The organism is Streptomyces sp. NPDC058307 (assembly GCF_042880295.1).
Classification (GTDB): Bacteria; Actinomycetota; Actinomycetes; order Streptomycetales; family Streptomycetaceae; genus Streptomyces.
In genome coordinates this window covers 28,083-42,209 of record NZ_JBHVYZ010000069.1, presented here as the reverse complement: position 1 = coordinate 42,209, position 14,127 = coordinate 28,083, and the positions used below count along the sequence as shown (strand labels likewise).

General features: G+C 69.8%; 11 protein-coding genes. 10 read left to right on the top strand and 1 reads right to left on the bottom strand.

The features are described 5' to 3' along the window. Window positions 1-85 precede the first annotated feature (85 nt). From ACFVYN_RS34500 to ACFVYN_RS34490, 3 genes are all read left to right on the top strand, one after another. Window positions 86-595 carry a MarR family winged helix-turn-helix transcriptional regulator gene (locus tag ACFVYN_RS34500; RefSeq protein WP_390005839.1) on the top strand — a complete coding sequence of 170 codons (510 nt, stop codon included), beginning with the start codon at window positions 86-88 and terminating at the stop codon, window positions 593-595. A gap of 43 nt (window positions 596-638) precedes the next feature. Beyond that, window positions 639-971, top strand: coding sequence for a DUF3817 domain-containing protein (locus tag ACFVYN_RS34495; protein ID WP_390005837.1), 333 nt, complete (start codon window positions 639-641; stop codon window positions 969-971). An 86-nt stretch (window positions 972-1,057) separates the two neighbouring features. Next, window positions 1,058-2,758, top strand: coding sequence for a methylmalonyl-CoA mutase (locus ACFVYN_RS34490; protein WP_390005835.1), 1,701 nt, complete (start codon window positions 1,058-1,060; stop codon window positions 2,756-2,758). A gap of 53 nt (window positions 2,759-2,811) precedes the next feature. On the opposite strand, the gene ACFVYN_RS34485 is transcribed toward ACFVYN_RS34490, so the two are convergent. Further along, the gene (locus ACFVYN_RS34485; RefSeq protein WP_390005833.1) at window positions 2,812-3,438 is read right to left on the bottom strand and encodes a TetR/AcrR family transcriptional regulator; all 627 of its coding nucleotides are present in this window, start codon (window positions 3,436-3,438) and stop codon (window positions 2,812-2,814) included. Between the two features lie 231 nt (window positions 3,439-3,669). On the opposite strand from ACFVYN_RS34485, the gene ACFVYN_RS34480 reads away from it, so the two are divergent. The 7 genes from ACFVYN_RS34480 (at window position 3,670) to ACFVYN_RS34450 (ending at window position 14,097) form a co-directional block, all read left to right on the top strand. Continuing rightward, window positions 3,670-4,647, top strand: coding sequence for a tetratricopeptide repeat protein (locus tag ACFVYN_RS34480; RefSeq protein ID WP_390005832.1), 978 nt, complete (start codon window positions 3,670-3,672; stop codon window positions 4,645-4,647). A gap of 630 nt (window positions 4,648-5,277) precedes the next feature. Further along, a complete protein-coding gene (locus ACFVYN_RS34475) occupies window positions 5,278-5,931 on the top strand; it encodes a DUF6230 family protein (protein ID WP_390005830.1) in 654 nt (217 codons plus the stop codon). A 135-nt stretch (window positions 5,932-6,066) separates the two neighbouring features. Beyond that, window positions 6,067-6,630: a DUF6114 domain-containing protein gene (locus tag ACFVYN_RS34470; RefSeq protein WP_390005829.1), complete on the top strand. Its 564-nt coding sequence runs from the start codon at window positions 6,067-6,069 to the stop codon at window positions 6,628-6,630. After that, window positions 6,620-7,954, top strand: coding sequence for a hypothetical protein (locus ACFVYN_RS34465; protein ID WP_390005827.1), 1,335 nt, complete (start codon window positions 6,620-6,622; stop codon window positions 7,952-7,954). Before ACFVYN_RS34470 ends, ACFVYN_RS34465 begins: the two co-directional genes overlap by 11 nt. 275 nt (window positions 7,955-8,229) lie before the next feature. Beyond that, window positions 8,230-9,153: an FG-GAP repeat domain-containing protein gene (locus ACFVYN_RS34460; protein WP_390005826.1), complete on the top strand. Its 924-nt coding sequence runs from the start codon at window positions 8,230-8,232 to the stop codon at window positions 9,151-9,153. 35 nt (window positions 9,154-9,188) lie between these two features. Further along, entirely contained in the window at window positions 9,189-13,664 is a 4,476-nt protein-coding gene (locus ACFVYN_RS34455; protein ID WP_390005824.1) for a polymorphic toxin type 27 domain-containing protein, read from the top strand. A 25-nt stretch (window positions 13,665-13,689) separates the two neighbouring features. Beyond that, window positions 13,690-14,097: a hypothetical protein gene (locus ACFVYN_RS34450; RefSeq protein ID WP_390005822.1), complete on the top strand. Its 408-nt coding sequence runs from the start codon at window positions 13,690-13,692 to the stop codon at window positions 14,095-14,097. Window positions 14,098-14,127 lie beyond the last annotated feature (30 nt).

Sequence of the window (14,127 nt, the reverse complement as noted above, 5' to 3'; positions counted from 1 at the left end):
AAAAACGCCCGCCCCCACCGGCCCGCACAGTCTGAAGTGCGAGACGGTGCTGACCACGATGTGACCGGCCGGTAAGGTCGGTGCCGTGCCGAAGCCGCTCAGTCTTCCCTTCGACCCCATCGCCCGCGCCGACGAACTCTGGAAGCAGCGCTGGGGAAACGTGCCGTCCATGGCCGCGATCACCTCGATCATGCGCGCGCACCAGATCCTGCTCGGTGAGGTCGACGCGGTGGTCAAGCCGTACGGGCTGACGTTCGCGCGGTACGAGGCGCTGGTGCTGCTCAACTTCTCCAAGGCCGGCGAGCTGCCGATGTCGAAGATCGGCGAGCGGCTCATGGTGCATCCCACGTCGGTCACCAACACCGTGGACCGCCTGGTCAGGTCCGGTCTGGTCGACAAGCGCCCGAACCCCAACGACGGCCGCGGCACCCTCGCCTCCATCACCGACAAGGGCCGCGAGGCCGTCGAGGCCGCCACCCGGGACCTCATGGCGATGGACTTCGGGCTCGGGGTGTACGACGCCGAGGAGTGCGCGGAGATCTTCGCGATGCTGCGGCCGCTGAGGATCGCCGCGCGCGACTTCGACGAGGACTGACCCGGGGCAAGATCTCCCGGAACGGACGGTTACGCTCGATGCCATGAAGAAGAGCGTGCTCACCCGCTACCGGGTGATGGCCTACGTCACCGCCGTCATGCTGCTCGTGCTGTGCACCTGCATGGTGTTCAAGTACGGCTTCGGCATGGGTGAGGACGTCACCTTGGTCGTCTCCCAGATCCACGGCGTCCTCTACATCATCTATCTGGTCTTCGCCTTCGATCTCGGCTCCAAGGCCAAGTGGCCGCTCGGCAAGCTGGCATGGGTGCTGCTCTCAGGGACGATCCCGACCGCCGCGTTCTTCGTCGAGCGCAGGGTCAGCCACGAGCTGGAGGGCAAGGTCGTGGACGGCACTCCGGCGCCCGTCAAGGCGTAACCCCCACCGCCGTACGGCAGCGCACGCGCACGCGTACGGCGGTCGCCCTTCCCCGTTTACTTGGACGTCCTAGTACCTTCGATGGTATGGACGCTGACGCCATCGAAGAGGGCCGCCGACGATGGCAGGCCCGGTACGACGCCTCGCGGAAGCGGGAGGCGGACTTCGGCACGCTCTCCGGAGACCCCGTGGAGCCGGTGTACGGGCCACGGCCGGGGGACACGTACGAGGGCTTCGAGCGGATCGGGTGGCCGGGGGAGTACCCCTTCACGCGCGGGCTGTATGCGACCGGCTACCGGGGGCGGACCTGGACCATCCGGCAGTTCGCCGGGTTCGGGAACGCCGAGCAGACCAACGAGCGGTACAAGAAGATCCTCGCCAACGGCGGCGGTGGCCTGTCGGTCGCCTTCGACATGCCGACGCTCATGGGGCGGGACTCCGACGACCCGCGCTCGCTCGGCGAGGTCGGGCACTGCGGGGTCGCCATCGACTCGGCCGCCGACATGGAGGTCCTGTTCCGGGACATCCCGCTGGGTGACGTGACGACGTCCATGACGATCAGCGGGCCCGCCGTCCCCGTCTTCTGCATGTACCTGGTCGCGGCCGAGCGGCAGGGCGTGGATCCGTCCGTCCTCAACGGCACGCTCCAGACGGACATCTTCAAGGAGTACATCGCGCAGAAGGAGTGGCTCTTCCGGCCCGAGCCCCACCTGCGCCTCATCGGCGACCTGATGGAGTACTGCGCGGCCGGCATCCCCGCGTACAAGCCGCTGTCCGTCTCCGGGTACCACATCCGTGAGGCCGGTTCGACGGCCGCGCAGGAGCTGGCCTACACGCTCGCGGACGGGTTCGGGTACGTGGAGCTGGGCCTGTCACGCGGTCTGGACGTCGACGTGTTCGCACCCGGGCTGTCCTTCTTCTTCGACGCGCACGTCGACTTCTTCGAGGAGATCGCCAAGTTCCGGGCGGCCCGGCGCATTTGGGCGCGGTGGATGCGGGACGTGTACGGGGCGCGGTCCGAGAAGGCGCAGTGGCTGCGCTTCCACACCCAGACCGCGGGGGTCTCGCTGACCGCGCAGCAGCCGTACAACAACGTCGTCCGTACGGCGGTCGAGGCGCTCGCGGCGGTGCTGGGCGGGACCAACTCCCTGCACACCAACGCGCTGGACGAGACACTCGCGCTGCCGAGCGAGCAGGCCGCGGAGATCGCGCTCAGGACTCAGCAGGTGCTCATGGAGGAGACCGGGGTCGCCAACGTGGCCGATCCGCTGGGAGGTTCGTGGTTCGTGGAGCAGTTGACGGACCGGATCGAGGCGGACGCGGAGAAGATCTTCGAGCAGATCAGGGAGCGGGGACTCAGGGCGCATCCCGACGGACGGCATCCCGTCGGGCCCATCACGTCCGGGATTCTGCGGGGGATCGAGGACGGATGGTTCACGGGGGAGATCGCGGACGCGGCCTTCCGTTACCAACGGGCCCTGGAGAAGGGCGAGAAGAGGGTCGTCGGGGTGAACGTCCACCACGGGTCGGTCACCGGGGACCTGGAGATCCTGCGGGTGAGCCACGAGGTGGAGCGCGAGCAGGTGCGGGCGCTGGGCGGTCGTAGGGCGGCGAGGGACGAACGGGCTGTGCGAACGGCCCTGGAGGGAATGCTCGTTGCCGCCCGGGACGGGTCCGACATGATCGGGCCGATGCTGGACGCGGTGCGGGCGGAGGCGACTCTCGGGGAGATCTGCGGGGTGCTGCGGGACGAGTGGGGGGTCTACACGGAGCCGGCGGGATTCTGACCGCACCCGCGCACCTCACCCACGCGCCTCACCCCCTGCCTCACCCGCGCGCCTCACTCCAGGCCTGTGCCCGTCAGACCCGTCAGCAGCACCTGGGTGAAACCGCGGACCCATGCCTCGTCGGCCGGTTCCGCGCTGACCAGCGTACGGTGCACCACCGCTCCCGCCACCATGTCGAAGATCAGGTCGGCCGTGCGGGCCGCCTCGACGGGGTCCGCCGGCGGAGGGAGTTCACCGCGGGCCTGGGCGCGCTCCCGGCCCTGAAGGACCAGCCGCTTCTGGCGGTCGACGATCGAGGACCGGATACGTTCGCGCAGCGCGTCGTCGCGGCACGACTCCGCCACCACCGCCATCAGGCCGTTCTTCGCCTCCGGACGGGCCAGGATCGCCGCGAACTGCAGGACCACGCCCTCGATGTCCGCGGCGAGGGTCCCGCTGTCGGGGAGTTCCAGCTCGTCGAAGAGCTCGGCGACCGCGTCGACGACGAGTTCGTTCTTGCCGGCCCAGCGGCGGTAGAGGGTGGTTTTCGCGACCCCCGCACGGGTAGCCACATCTCCCAGCGTCAGCTTCGACCAGCCCAGCTCCACCAGCGCCGCCCTCGTCGCCGCGAGGATCGCGGTGTCCGCGGCGGCGCTGCGCGGGCGGCCTGCGGCGCGGGGGGCGGGGGTGCGGCTCTGCATCCTCCGACCATAACCGGCCGTTCTCGACGGGAGTGAGAGAGATCACCGGGGCGGGGTACCGGGCAGGCACTCGGTGCCATTACGCTACGACTCGTAGCGAAAGCTCGCGACGGACGTACGCGAGCGGCGGAGCGCACGGCGTGGGGTGGGGACCCGGCGTCAGGACCGCGCCGCACGACCGGCTTTCACCATGCTTTTCACAGACGCGCGCTCACGGGGGAGGATAGACGCATGCAGCCACGGAACATGTCCATGAGCGGAGTCGTCGACCTCGCCGCGGTGAAAGCGGCCCAGGAGGCCAAGGCGAAGGCGGAGCAGGCGCGCGCCGAAGCGGCCCGGCACGGCGGCGGCCCGGGTGCCGTCTCCCCGGCCGATCTCGTCATCGACGTAGACGAGGCGGGTTTTGAACGCGATGTCCTGGAGCGGTCCACCGAGGTCCCGGTCGTCATCGACTTCTGGGCCGAGTGGTGCGAGCCCTGCAAGCAGCTGAGCCCGGTGCTGGAGCAACTCGTCGTCGAGTACAACGGACGCCTGCTCCTCGCCAAGATCGACGTCGACGCCAACCAGATGCTGATGCAGCAGTTCGGGGTGCAGGGCATCCCGGCCGTGTTCGCCGTCGTCGCCGGACAGGCCCTGCCGCTCTTCCAGGGCGCGGCGCCCAAGGAGCAGATCCAGCAGACCCTGGACCAGCTGGTGCAGGTCGCCGAGCAGCGCTTCGGGCTGACCGGCCTCGCCGTCGACCCGGACGCCGAGCCGGGTGCCGCCCCGCAGCCCGCGCCGGTGCAGGCGGGACCGTACGACGCCCTCCTCGAAGCCGCCGTACGCGCCCTGGACGCCGGGGACTTCGGCGGTGCCGTCCAGGCCTACAAGAACGTACTGAGTGACGACCCCGGCAACAGCGAGGCAAAACTGGGGCTCGCGCAGGCCGAGTTGCTGCACCGGGTGCAGAGCCTGGACCCGCAGCAGGTGCGCAAGGAGGCGGCCGAGAAGCCGGGTGACGCGCAGGCGCAGATCGCCGCCGCCGACATCGATCTGGTCGGCGGACATGTCGAGGACGCCTTCGGGCGGCTCATCGACACCGTGCGGCGCACGGCGGGCGACGAGCGGGACACCGTACGGCTGCGGCTTCTTGAGCTCTTCGAGGTCGTCGGTGCCGACGACCCGCGGGTGGCGGCCGCACGCAGGGCGCTGTCCCGCGCGCTGTTCTGACCAGTTGCTAAACACAACGGCATGTGATGCCGGAGTGAAAGATTTGCCGTCGGGGGGTCACTGCGGCCGCACTTTGCCAAAACTTGGCAATCGCGGCCGCTGTTACTTCCAGTAAGCCAGAGGCGTTGATCTGTCGGGTTCCGTCCATCGATCAACTGCTTTGTCACCCCCCTGGTTGCCACCCAGCGTCGCCGACCGAGATCAGTGGGTCGTTGTTCGGTTATCCGCCCGTTACTACCGAGTAACGAAGCCCCTTGTGCGGGCGGCGAGAATGCACCACGATCGGCGACGCTCGGTCCTTTCCCGCACCCCGACAGCCGGTCGGGCCATGGGATTCCGTGGGGTCCCCACCGAGCAGAGCCGGCGGCAGGTGCGGCGGTTCTTGGACAGGGGGGTCTTCGCCCATCCGGCGAAGCCTGTCCGGCAAGGTTGTGCGTGATGTGTGTCAGGCGCGACCAAGTGGTTGTCGCTCGGGGGTGATCGCCGGTGATCGGTGCGCAATGGGCGCCTCCGAAAGCAGGCGCTCTCCTTCCCGAGGACGTAGCACTTCTCCCATCCCTGCCCGGCTGAGCCGTCCTTTTCGACAGGGGCAGCCAGGGCCAGGAGATGTACGTCCGAGAAGGAGGAAATATGGAGTCCCAGGTGCGTGGCGGGACAAGATGGAAGCGGTTCGCTGTGGTGATGGTGCCCAGCGTTGCCGCCACGGCAGTGATAGGTGTCGCCCTGGCACAGGGCGCGCTTGCCGCGTCGTTCAGTGTGTCGGGGCAGGAGTTCAAGGTCCGGGCCGGCCAGCTCGTCGGCTACGACATGAACCAGTACGGCGCCATAGACTCGGGCAAGGGTCTTGACGGCAAGGACCAGGCGCACCCGGTGTCGGTGTCGGCGTTCGACCACGCCACGATCACCGACATGTGTCAGTCCGTGGTCACCCCGGTTCCGTTCCTGAACAAGTCGGTCACCCTGAAGCTGACCGCAGGTGACAAGGGCACGGCGGTCGAGGCCGACAAGATCTACATCGATGTCGCCAACCTCGACGCGAAAGATGCCGTGTTCTCGGGCATCAACATCGGTGTCCCTGCCGGGACCACCAAGGGGAACACCCCGAAGCCCAAGACCGCGGACGGGGAGCAGTCCAGCCCGTTCGGGTTCGCCCAGCAGGCCGACAAGGCCGTGCTGACCGATGTGAAGCAGACGGCGTGGGCCACCACGGCCGGCACCTTCAAGCTCTCTAACCTCCACATGGGGCTGAGCTGGGGCAGCGGCGACGGCATCGAGTGCTACTAGGCGCTCAGTGACGGGCGGGGGAGCCGTTACGGTCCCCCGCCCGCCATCTCCCGCCTGTCGCCTTCACATCTCCCAACATTCTTCATCGCGATACACCCTCATCAAGAGCAACGCCGCACCAGGGAGCTGTTTTCCATGAGCGCCGAGAGTCCTGCCGCGCCCGGCCAGTTTGCCCACCGGAGGCAGCAGTTCCGCGCCTGGCGGGGCACCCGCCCGTTCTGGGCGGGGCTGTTGGTCATGATCAGCGGGCTTCCGATCATGTACTTCCCGTATGCGCACCTCAAGCTCGGTGGCCTGACCATCGCCATGGCCACCACGGCGGGCGCAGGATCCCTGATCATCGGCGTACTGCTCGTCGTCCTGGGCATCACCCTCTGGTTCCAGAAGCACGTACGCACCTTCGCGGGTGTCGCGGCGATCCTGCTCGGGCTGGTGTCCCTCCCCGTCTCCAACTTCGGCGGCTTCATCATCGGCTTCCTGTTGGCGCTGTTCGGCGGGGCGATGGCCGTGGCGTGGGCGCCGGGCGTACCGCCCGCGGAGGAGCCGGCCAGGCAGGACCTGACCGGTGAGGGCGGCGCGCCCGAGGCCACGGACTACGACACCACGCTCCTGCGGCCGGTGAACCCGGTGGGCGAGCCGAACGATCTGTCAGGAACGAGCCCGGTCAACGGGGCGAACGGGAGGCACAGTGCCGGCTGACGAGGTGACCCACGGGACTGACGTGGACGCGTCCCGTGCGAGAACCGGGCCCCGCCACGCGGCACCCAAGAAGCCGCTGTTCAACAGGTTCCACATGCCGGCCGGCAAGGCGATAGCCATGGCGGCGATGCCGACGGCCGTGCTCATGGGCATCGGCTTCACGCCGACGCTCGCGCTGGCCGATGACGCGCCGACCGCGAAGAGCCTGACGGCGGACGAGTACAAGGACTGCGTCGCGGCACTGAGCGGCAGCGCCTCCCCGTCCGCCTCGGCGAGTTCGTCCCCGTCCTCCGGTGACACCACGGCGACACCGTCCCCGTCGGCCTCCTCCGGCTCGGGGTCGGACTCCGGCTCGGGCTCGAACGGTTCGTCGTCGGATTCGGGTTCCGACGACAAGGCCACGCCCACCCCCACGCCTACGCCGTCCGCCTCCGCCTCCACCGGCAAGGAGGGGAGCTCCTCCTCCGGCTCCGGCGGCTCGGCCACCGCCACGCCGTCCCCGTCGCCCTCCGCGAGCGACGACGGCAACCTGCTGACGGAGATCGGCGACGCGATCACCGGGATCTTCACGGGCGGCTCCGGCTCCAGTGGTTCCTCCAGCGCCACCCCGACGCCCACACCGACGCCCTCGGCGTCCAAGAGCGCGGACGGCACCGCAGGCGACACCGTCAAGGAGACGACCGACAAGGTCACCGACACGGTGAAGAACACCGTGAAGGACACGACCGACACGGCGTCCAAGGCGGCGAAGGACACCACCAAGGCCGTGGAGGACACCACCAAGGCGGCCGAGGAGGCGGCGGCGGACGCCACGGCCTCCCCGAGCCCTTCGGCGAGTTCCAGTACGGACCCGGAGGACTGCCCGGCCGCCACGGACGACGTGGGCGACACCGAGCCCGGTGTGACGGTGGCGGACAAGGCATGGACCCTCAAAGCCAGTTCGCTGCTGCTCAAGGGGGCCGACTACCAGGGTGTCGTCAAGGTCAGGACCGCGGGCGGCAAGACCAAGCAGGTGCTGAAGTACGTCATCTCCGGCGGCACCGACATCGGCGACCTCTACCAGACCGTCACCGAGCAGGGCACGACGTACCACGTGCAGGCGGGCAAGGGCACGACGTCGACGATCACCGGCGGCAAGACGATCATGTACACCGAGAGCATCTCCGGCAACCTGCTGGGACTGATCCCGGTCACGTTCAGCCCGGACAGCCCCCCGCCGCTGAACATCCCGCTGATCTACTTCACCAATGTGACGGTCCAGCAGGCCGCCCAGTACGGCGGGACGCTGACCGTGCCCGGGATACACCAGTACAGCGAGAGCTGAGCGTCGCCCACCCCACAGACTTTTCCGGGAGCCGCACAACACGCTGAGGGCGCCCCCTTCACAGGGGGCGCCCTCAGCGCGTACACGAGCCCATGGGACCGCCAAGCCCCTCCCGTAGACCTCTTCACAATTTTCACAGAGTCCCCGTACCCTCATTCTTGCCGTGGACATGACCATCCGGGGCGCGGGGGCCTTACCGGGGACACACGTTGTTCCGCGGCGTCATGACGTGCGAGTGAAGCTCCCGCCGACCACAGCGACGGGGACTTCTCACCTTGACACCGATATCTCTCGGCCGCCCACTGCGCCGGGCGGCCGCTCTCGCTCTCGTGGGCGCTGTCGTGACCGCCGTAGCGGCGCTCACGACAGCGCACGACGCGCCTCCCACCGACAGAACCGCCGCCGCCCGCAGCGACACCGCCCCGCTGCTGGAGCAGGCCGCGACCGACGGCACCGGCCTCCTGCCGCTCCTCGCCCGCGGCAAGGACGGCCACCTCTGGGACTACGAGGCCAAGGGCACCGGCGGCTGGAAGGCCCGCGCGGACCTGGGCACCGGTTACTCGGTGGCCACCGCGCTCGTCCAGGCCAACATCTCCGACAGCGGCCGGGGCAACGACCTCTACTTCCGGATGGGCGGCACCCTCTACTACACCGCCGAACGCGGCAACGACACCAAGAGCCTGGGCGGGGGCTGGGACCAGTACAACCTTCTCGTGTCCGTCGGGAACATGGCCGGCAGCGCCCAGGCGGACCTGGTCGCCCGCGGCAGTGACGGCCAGCTGTGGCTCTACCAGGCCAAGGCCGACGGCACCCTCGCCGCCAAGATCCGGATGAAGGACTCCACCGGCTGGAACGGCATGAGCGTCATCGCCGGGCGCGGTGACTACACCGGTGACGGCATCGCCGACCTCATCACCCGCAACAGCGCCGGCAGCCTGCTCATCTACCCCGGCACCGGCAAAGCCACCGCGGACGCGGTCCTCGGCACCACCATCACGGCCGCCACGACGGGCTGGAAGGACTACACCGCGGTCGTGTCGACGGGAGACAACACCGGCGACGGCAAGGCGGATCTCATGGCCGTCGACGCGGCGGGCGCCCTCTGGCTCTACAAGGGGACCGGCGTCGCGAGCGCCCCCTTCAGCGCCCGCGTGCAGATCGGCACCAGCGGCTGGACCCAGTACAACCTGCTGTTCTGAGCCCCCTTCCCGCCGTTCTCACAGACAGGTTTCCCATGCGTACGAACGCACGCAGACGGGGGCTCTTCGCGAGATCCCGTTTCCTTCCCCTGACCGCGATGGCCCTCGCCGGCGCGATCGCGGTGACGGGCGGTCAACTCCCCGACGTCACCGCGCAGTCCGAGCGGACCGCGACCGCCGCCGACACCGTCCCCACCGCCTTCGACGCGAAGGCCGCCGAGCGCGTCCGCCAGGAGCAGTGCCTCCTCAGCGGGGTCCTGCGCAAGGGCGGCCCGGCGATGAAGGAGGTCGCCCGGGCCGGTCTGATCGGCACCGAGGACCAACTGCACACGGCCGCCGACCCGTCGTACTGGAAGGGCACCGCGCTCGACGCGGCGTACAACAAGGACAAGGGCGCCGCCGACGCCAAGCTGGACGAGCTGTCCGCCCGCCCGATGGTGTGGCAGGCGTCCCTCGGCGTCGAGACCCCGCCCCCGAACTACACCTACACCGGGTTCACGTGGGTGGAGGCCAAGGACGACCCGTTCGACAAGATCGGGCTGGGGTCCTGGGTCGCCGCCCAGTTCTGGAAGGTCGAGAGCGATTTCTACACCGACCCTCACCCCCTGGCGAACAAGGCGTCCGTCGACGCGGCCACAGCGGTCTACAAGGCCCGTTACTCCCCCGACGCGTACGAGGACTACAAGGACCGCCAGGCGTGGGAGTCGCTGCAGTTCATGCACGACATGTACGCCGACGACGCCCGCCTGTTCCTCCAGTACGGCGGTTTCCCGACCACCGCGCCCGACCCGGACTCGATGGAGTTCCGGATCGACGTCGAGAACCTCAAGGCCCGCTTCGCTTCCTGCGCGTACACGGACCCCCAGGACCCGCACGGGGTGCTCGGCGCCGAGATCGCCACGGCCCACACCGAGTGGCAGGCGGAGATCGACGGGCAGAAGACGCAGCGGGACGCCATCATCCGGGCCGAGAAGCAGGCCAACGCAGACCTTTCGACGGCGTCCCAGGCGCTCGGTGAGGCGCTCGCGCAGTCACTGATCGCGAGTCGGCTGACGGACTGGCAGGCGTACTGGACCCACGAGAAGCCGGAGGATCACGGTCAGTTCTACCCGGAGGCGGCCGAGTTCACCAAGGTCAAGAAGTGGATCGTGGACGCCCAGGGCCGGGCCGGCGGACGGCTCTACGTCGCCTCCCGCGCCGCGCTGTCCGCGAAGACCCAGGCCGACGCGGTCACCCAGGCGCAGACTCAGGCGTACGGCATCGCCGACGCGGCCGGTCTGCCGCGTGGCCGGGGTCTGCTGCACGGTCAGCAGGCCGCGCAGGTGACCAAGGCGTCCGCGGCGGCGGCCCAGGCCGCGGCGAAGGCCGTGGAGACCGCGTTCAACGCGACGCGCGCCTCCGCCGCCGACAGCAAGACGCTCGACTCCCTCGCCACCACCCAGGCGCACGCAGCCAAGGCCGAGTTCCGGCGCATCGCCGCGCAGGAGGCCGAGGCACAGGCCAAGGCCGCCGCCGAGGGTGCCGCCGCGCAGGCCGAGGAGGCGGCCGAGCACGCCACCGAGGCCAAGGCCGCCGAGAACAAGGCGAAGGCGGCCGAGCAGACCGCGAAGACCGCGGCCGCCGACGCCAAGGCCAAGCGGCAGAAGGCCGAGGCCGAGCGGGACTACGCCAAGTCGCAGGCGGACCTCGCCGCGGCCGAGCGGCAGAAGGCGCACGAGGCCGAGGGCCGCGCCCAGTCCCAGCGTCAGGTCGCCGCCGACAAGCTGTCCGCCGCGCAGGCCTCGGGCGGAACGGCGGCAGAGAAGAAGGACGCCGCACTCGCCGCCGAGAACCGGGCCGAGAACGCCCGCAATGGCGCCCTGGCCGCCGAGGACCGCCGCGACACCCTGGTTGCCAAGGCCGAAGCCGCGGAGGCGCTGCTGGCCGCCGTGGACGGTACCGCCGACGCCATAGAAGCGCGGCAGGCCGCCACCAAGGCCCGCGCGGCGGCCGACGACGCCACCGCCGCGGCCACGGCGGCCCGGCAGGCGGCGAACGAGGCCACGGCGGCCGCCACCAACGCCCGTGAGGCCGCCACCAAGGCCCAGGGGGCGGCCAAGCGCGCCCAGGCCGCCGCGGACGGCGCCCAGCGCGATGTCGCCATCACCGGGGCCGCGGTGACGAAGGCCCACGCGGCCGCCGCCGACGCGATCGCCGAGTCCAGGGCCGCCAAGTGGAACGCGATCGCCGCCAAGGCCCAGGCCGAGACCGCGCAGAAGGCCGCCGCCAAGGCCCGCGGTGACGCGTTGGTCGCCCGCTCCGAAGCCACCCTCGCGGGCGCCGACGCGATCCGCACCGCCGGACACGCCTACTCCACCGCGCAGGCCGCCGCGGCGGCCCGGGACTCGGCGGCGCAGGTGGTCAAGCCCGCCAACGACGCCATCGAGTTGGGCTCCCCGTACGCGGAGACCGACTCCTCGGCGGGCCTCGCGGTGCTGACCGGCCAGGCCGCGAAGACCGCGGCCCAGCAGCAGGTCGCCGTGGCCAACGCCAAGGCGGCGCAGGCCAAGAAGGCGGCGGCCGAGGCCAAGGCCCTCGCAGCGAGGGCGGACGCCGACGCGAAGGCGGCTGCCGAGGCGGCGGCGAACGCGGCCGAGTGGGCCGCGCAGGCGAGCACCTCGGCAGCGGCGGCGCAGGCCTCGTCGGATGCGGCGGCAGCCTCCGCCAAGGCGGCTCAGCAGTCCGAGGCCAACACCGTCGAGTACGACAAACAGGCGGTGGCCGACGCGGCCGCCGCACAGACCGCGGCCACCTCGGCGGACGGCTACGCCACCGACGCGGACGCCTCCGCCGACGACGCCGAGCGGGACGCGGCGAGCGCCCGCAGCGCGGCCGACGCCGCCGAGGCCGACGCCTCCACCGCGCGGTCCGTGGCCGACAAGGCGGAGCAGGACGCGACCGTCGCCGAAGCGGCTGCGGCCAACGCCCGCAACCTCGCGGTGGAGGCCGCCGAGGCCGCCATCCGCACCCAGCAGGTCGACTTCGAGGACCGCAAGGAGCAGGAGCGCACCGCCGAGGGCGGCGGCACCGGCGTCGAGGGCGTCGTGATGAAGCCCAGCGGCGACTCCAAGGTCGACATCAACCCGCTGAGCGACTGCGTGGGCAGCCACTCCGGTGGCGACATCGGCTGCGAGATCGACCTGGAATTCCACATCTACGGCGAGATGGACTTCTACATCGAGTCCTGCCCGCTGCCCGGTGTGGACCGCGCCCACTGCGGCTCGGCCATCCAGCGCGACTACCTCACGAGTTCTCCTCTGGACGTCAAGTTCAAGGAGAAGGACGTCCACGTCGACGGACTCAAGCTCACCGAGTCCGTCCTCAAGGCGATCGCCACCGGAGCGGTCGCGGACATCGTCGGCTGCGCCAAGGGCAAGATCAGCAGTTGCGTGTGGCTGGTCGGCAGCATCGTCATCCCGGGCCTGTTGGTGAAGGCGGCGGAGGCGGCGTTCGCGGTCCGTACGGCGATGCGGGGCGGTGCCGGGCTGGGCGCGGCGATGTGGAGCCTGCGCGGTTCCGGACTCGCGGCCGCCGCCATCGCGCGGCTGGAGGAAGCGGGGATGCAGGCCCTGCTCTCCATGTGCTTCCCGGCGGGCACGAGGGTCGCCACCGCCGACGGGCCCAAGAACATCGAGGACATCGGACTCGGCGACCGGGTCTGGTCCATGGACCAGACGACTGGCAAGAGAACCCTCAAGCCCGTCACCCAGCTGTTCCACCGGGTCGTCGACCGGCTGGTCCGGGTGGAGACGGCGCACGGCACGGTCGAGTCCACCGAGAACCACCCCTACTGGGTCCAGGGCCGCGGCTGGACCGAGGCCCGCGATCTTCATCCTGGCGACACCTTCCAGACCCTGGACGGTGGCACGGACGAGGTCACCGGCACGTCCGCGGCCGACGGGGCCGTCGAGGTCTTCAACTTCCAGGTCGCGGACAGCCACACGTACTACGTGTACGCGGGCCCGACGCCGGTGCTCGTCCACAACACGTGCGTCGACGACATCATCAAGAACCTCGTCAAGGACGGCGACCACATCGTCCTCGGCATCAATCCGTACTCCGACAACCTGGCCGACATGCTGAAGAGCGGCGCGCGGACGTTCAACAACAAGCACCTGTTCGACCGGCCGCATCCGAACTCGGACGGACGGCCGATCTGGATGGTCGCCGTCGACGAGGCACTGGAACACCCCCGTGCGAAGATCAGCATCTCGCTCGACGGTGTCCCGGATGCCAAGAACGCGGCCGACGCCCTGGAGAGGCTCATCGCACGGGGCAGGCCGCTGGTCGGCTCCGACTGGAGACCGGCCACGCAGAGCGGCAACGGCACAGCGTGGGAGATGGCGACACTGCGACTCAAGGTGATCAACGGCAAGAGGCAATGGACTGACTTCGACTGGTACATGACGAAGCCGGGAGAGAAGACCCCGAGTCTTGTCACCGACATGCCCGTGCCCGACTGGGCGACGTGACCCGAGAGCAGGGAGAACAACAGCAATGCCAGAGTTCGTGCGCGAGGGGCGATTGTTCCGGGTCGTGAGCTTCGACCCCTCGCACCGCCAGCTCATCCTGCGCAGTGACGCCACTCTGATCGACGAGACCGACACCCGGGTCGAGGTGTACTTCGGGCACGTGGAGTTGATGCTCCTCAAGCCCATCTACGAGGAGGGACTTCGGATCCGCAGGGCCGGCGAGGACGAGTTCACGGAGTTGAGGGAGCGCCATGACCTCAGTGCCGAGGACGCCGCCTACACCTGGCTGATCGACCCCGCCGGCCGCAGCTTCGTCGTCTCAGGCGTGCCCGAATGGCGTGAGGCCCCCTGTACGTTCGAGGAGCCCTCCTTGTTCGACTACACCCATTCCTGGCCCCCGGACTTCCCCTTGGAGGCCGGCACCGTCGGCTGAGTACACGCATCGAGGGCGCCCCCTGCCGCA

What these genes read in the sequence shown, in the direction of transcription:
- ACFVYN_RS34495 (WP_390005837.1), top strand. Translation starts at nt 639, where the DNA reads ATGAAGAAGAGCGTGCTCACCCGCTACCGGGTGATGGCCTACGTCACC.
- ACFVYN_RS34490 (WP_390005835.1), top strand. Translation starts at nt 1,058, where the DNA reads ATGGACGCTGACGCCATCGAAGAGGGCCGCCGACGATGGCAGGCCCGG.
- ACFVYN_RS34485 (WP_390005833.1), bottom strand. Translation starts at nt 3,438, where the DNA reads ATGCAGAGCCGCACCCCCGCCCCCCGCGCCGCAGGCCGCCCGCGCAGC.
- ACFVYN_RS34480 (WP_390005832.1), top strand. Translation starts at nt 3,670, where the DNA reads ATGCAGCCACGGAACATGTCCATGAGCGGAGTCGTCGACCTCGCCGCG.
- ACFVYN_RS34475 (WP_390005830.1), top strand. Translation starts at nt 5,278, where the DNA reads ATGGAGTCCCAGGTGCGTGGCGGGACAAGATGGAAGCGGTTCGCTGTG.
- ACFVYN_RS34470 (WP_390005829.1), top strand. Translation starts at nt 6,067, where the DNA reads ATGAGCGCCGAGAGTCCTGCCGCGCCCGGCCAGTTTGCCCACCGGAGG.
- ACFVYN_RS34455 (WP_390005824.1), top strand. Translation starts at nt 9,189, where the DNA reads ATGCGTACGAACGCACGCAGACGGGGGCTCTTCGCGAGATCCCGTTTC.
- ACFVYN_RS34450 (WP_390005822.1), top strand. Translation starts at nt 13,690, where the DNA reads ATGCCAGAGTTCGTGCGCGAGGGGCGATTGTTCCGGGTCGTGAGCTTC.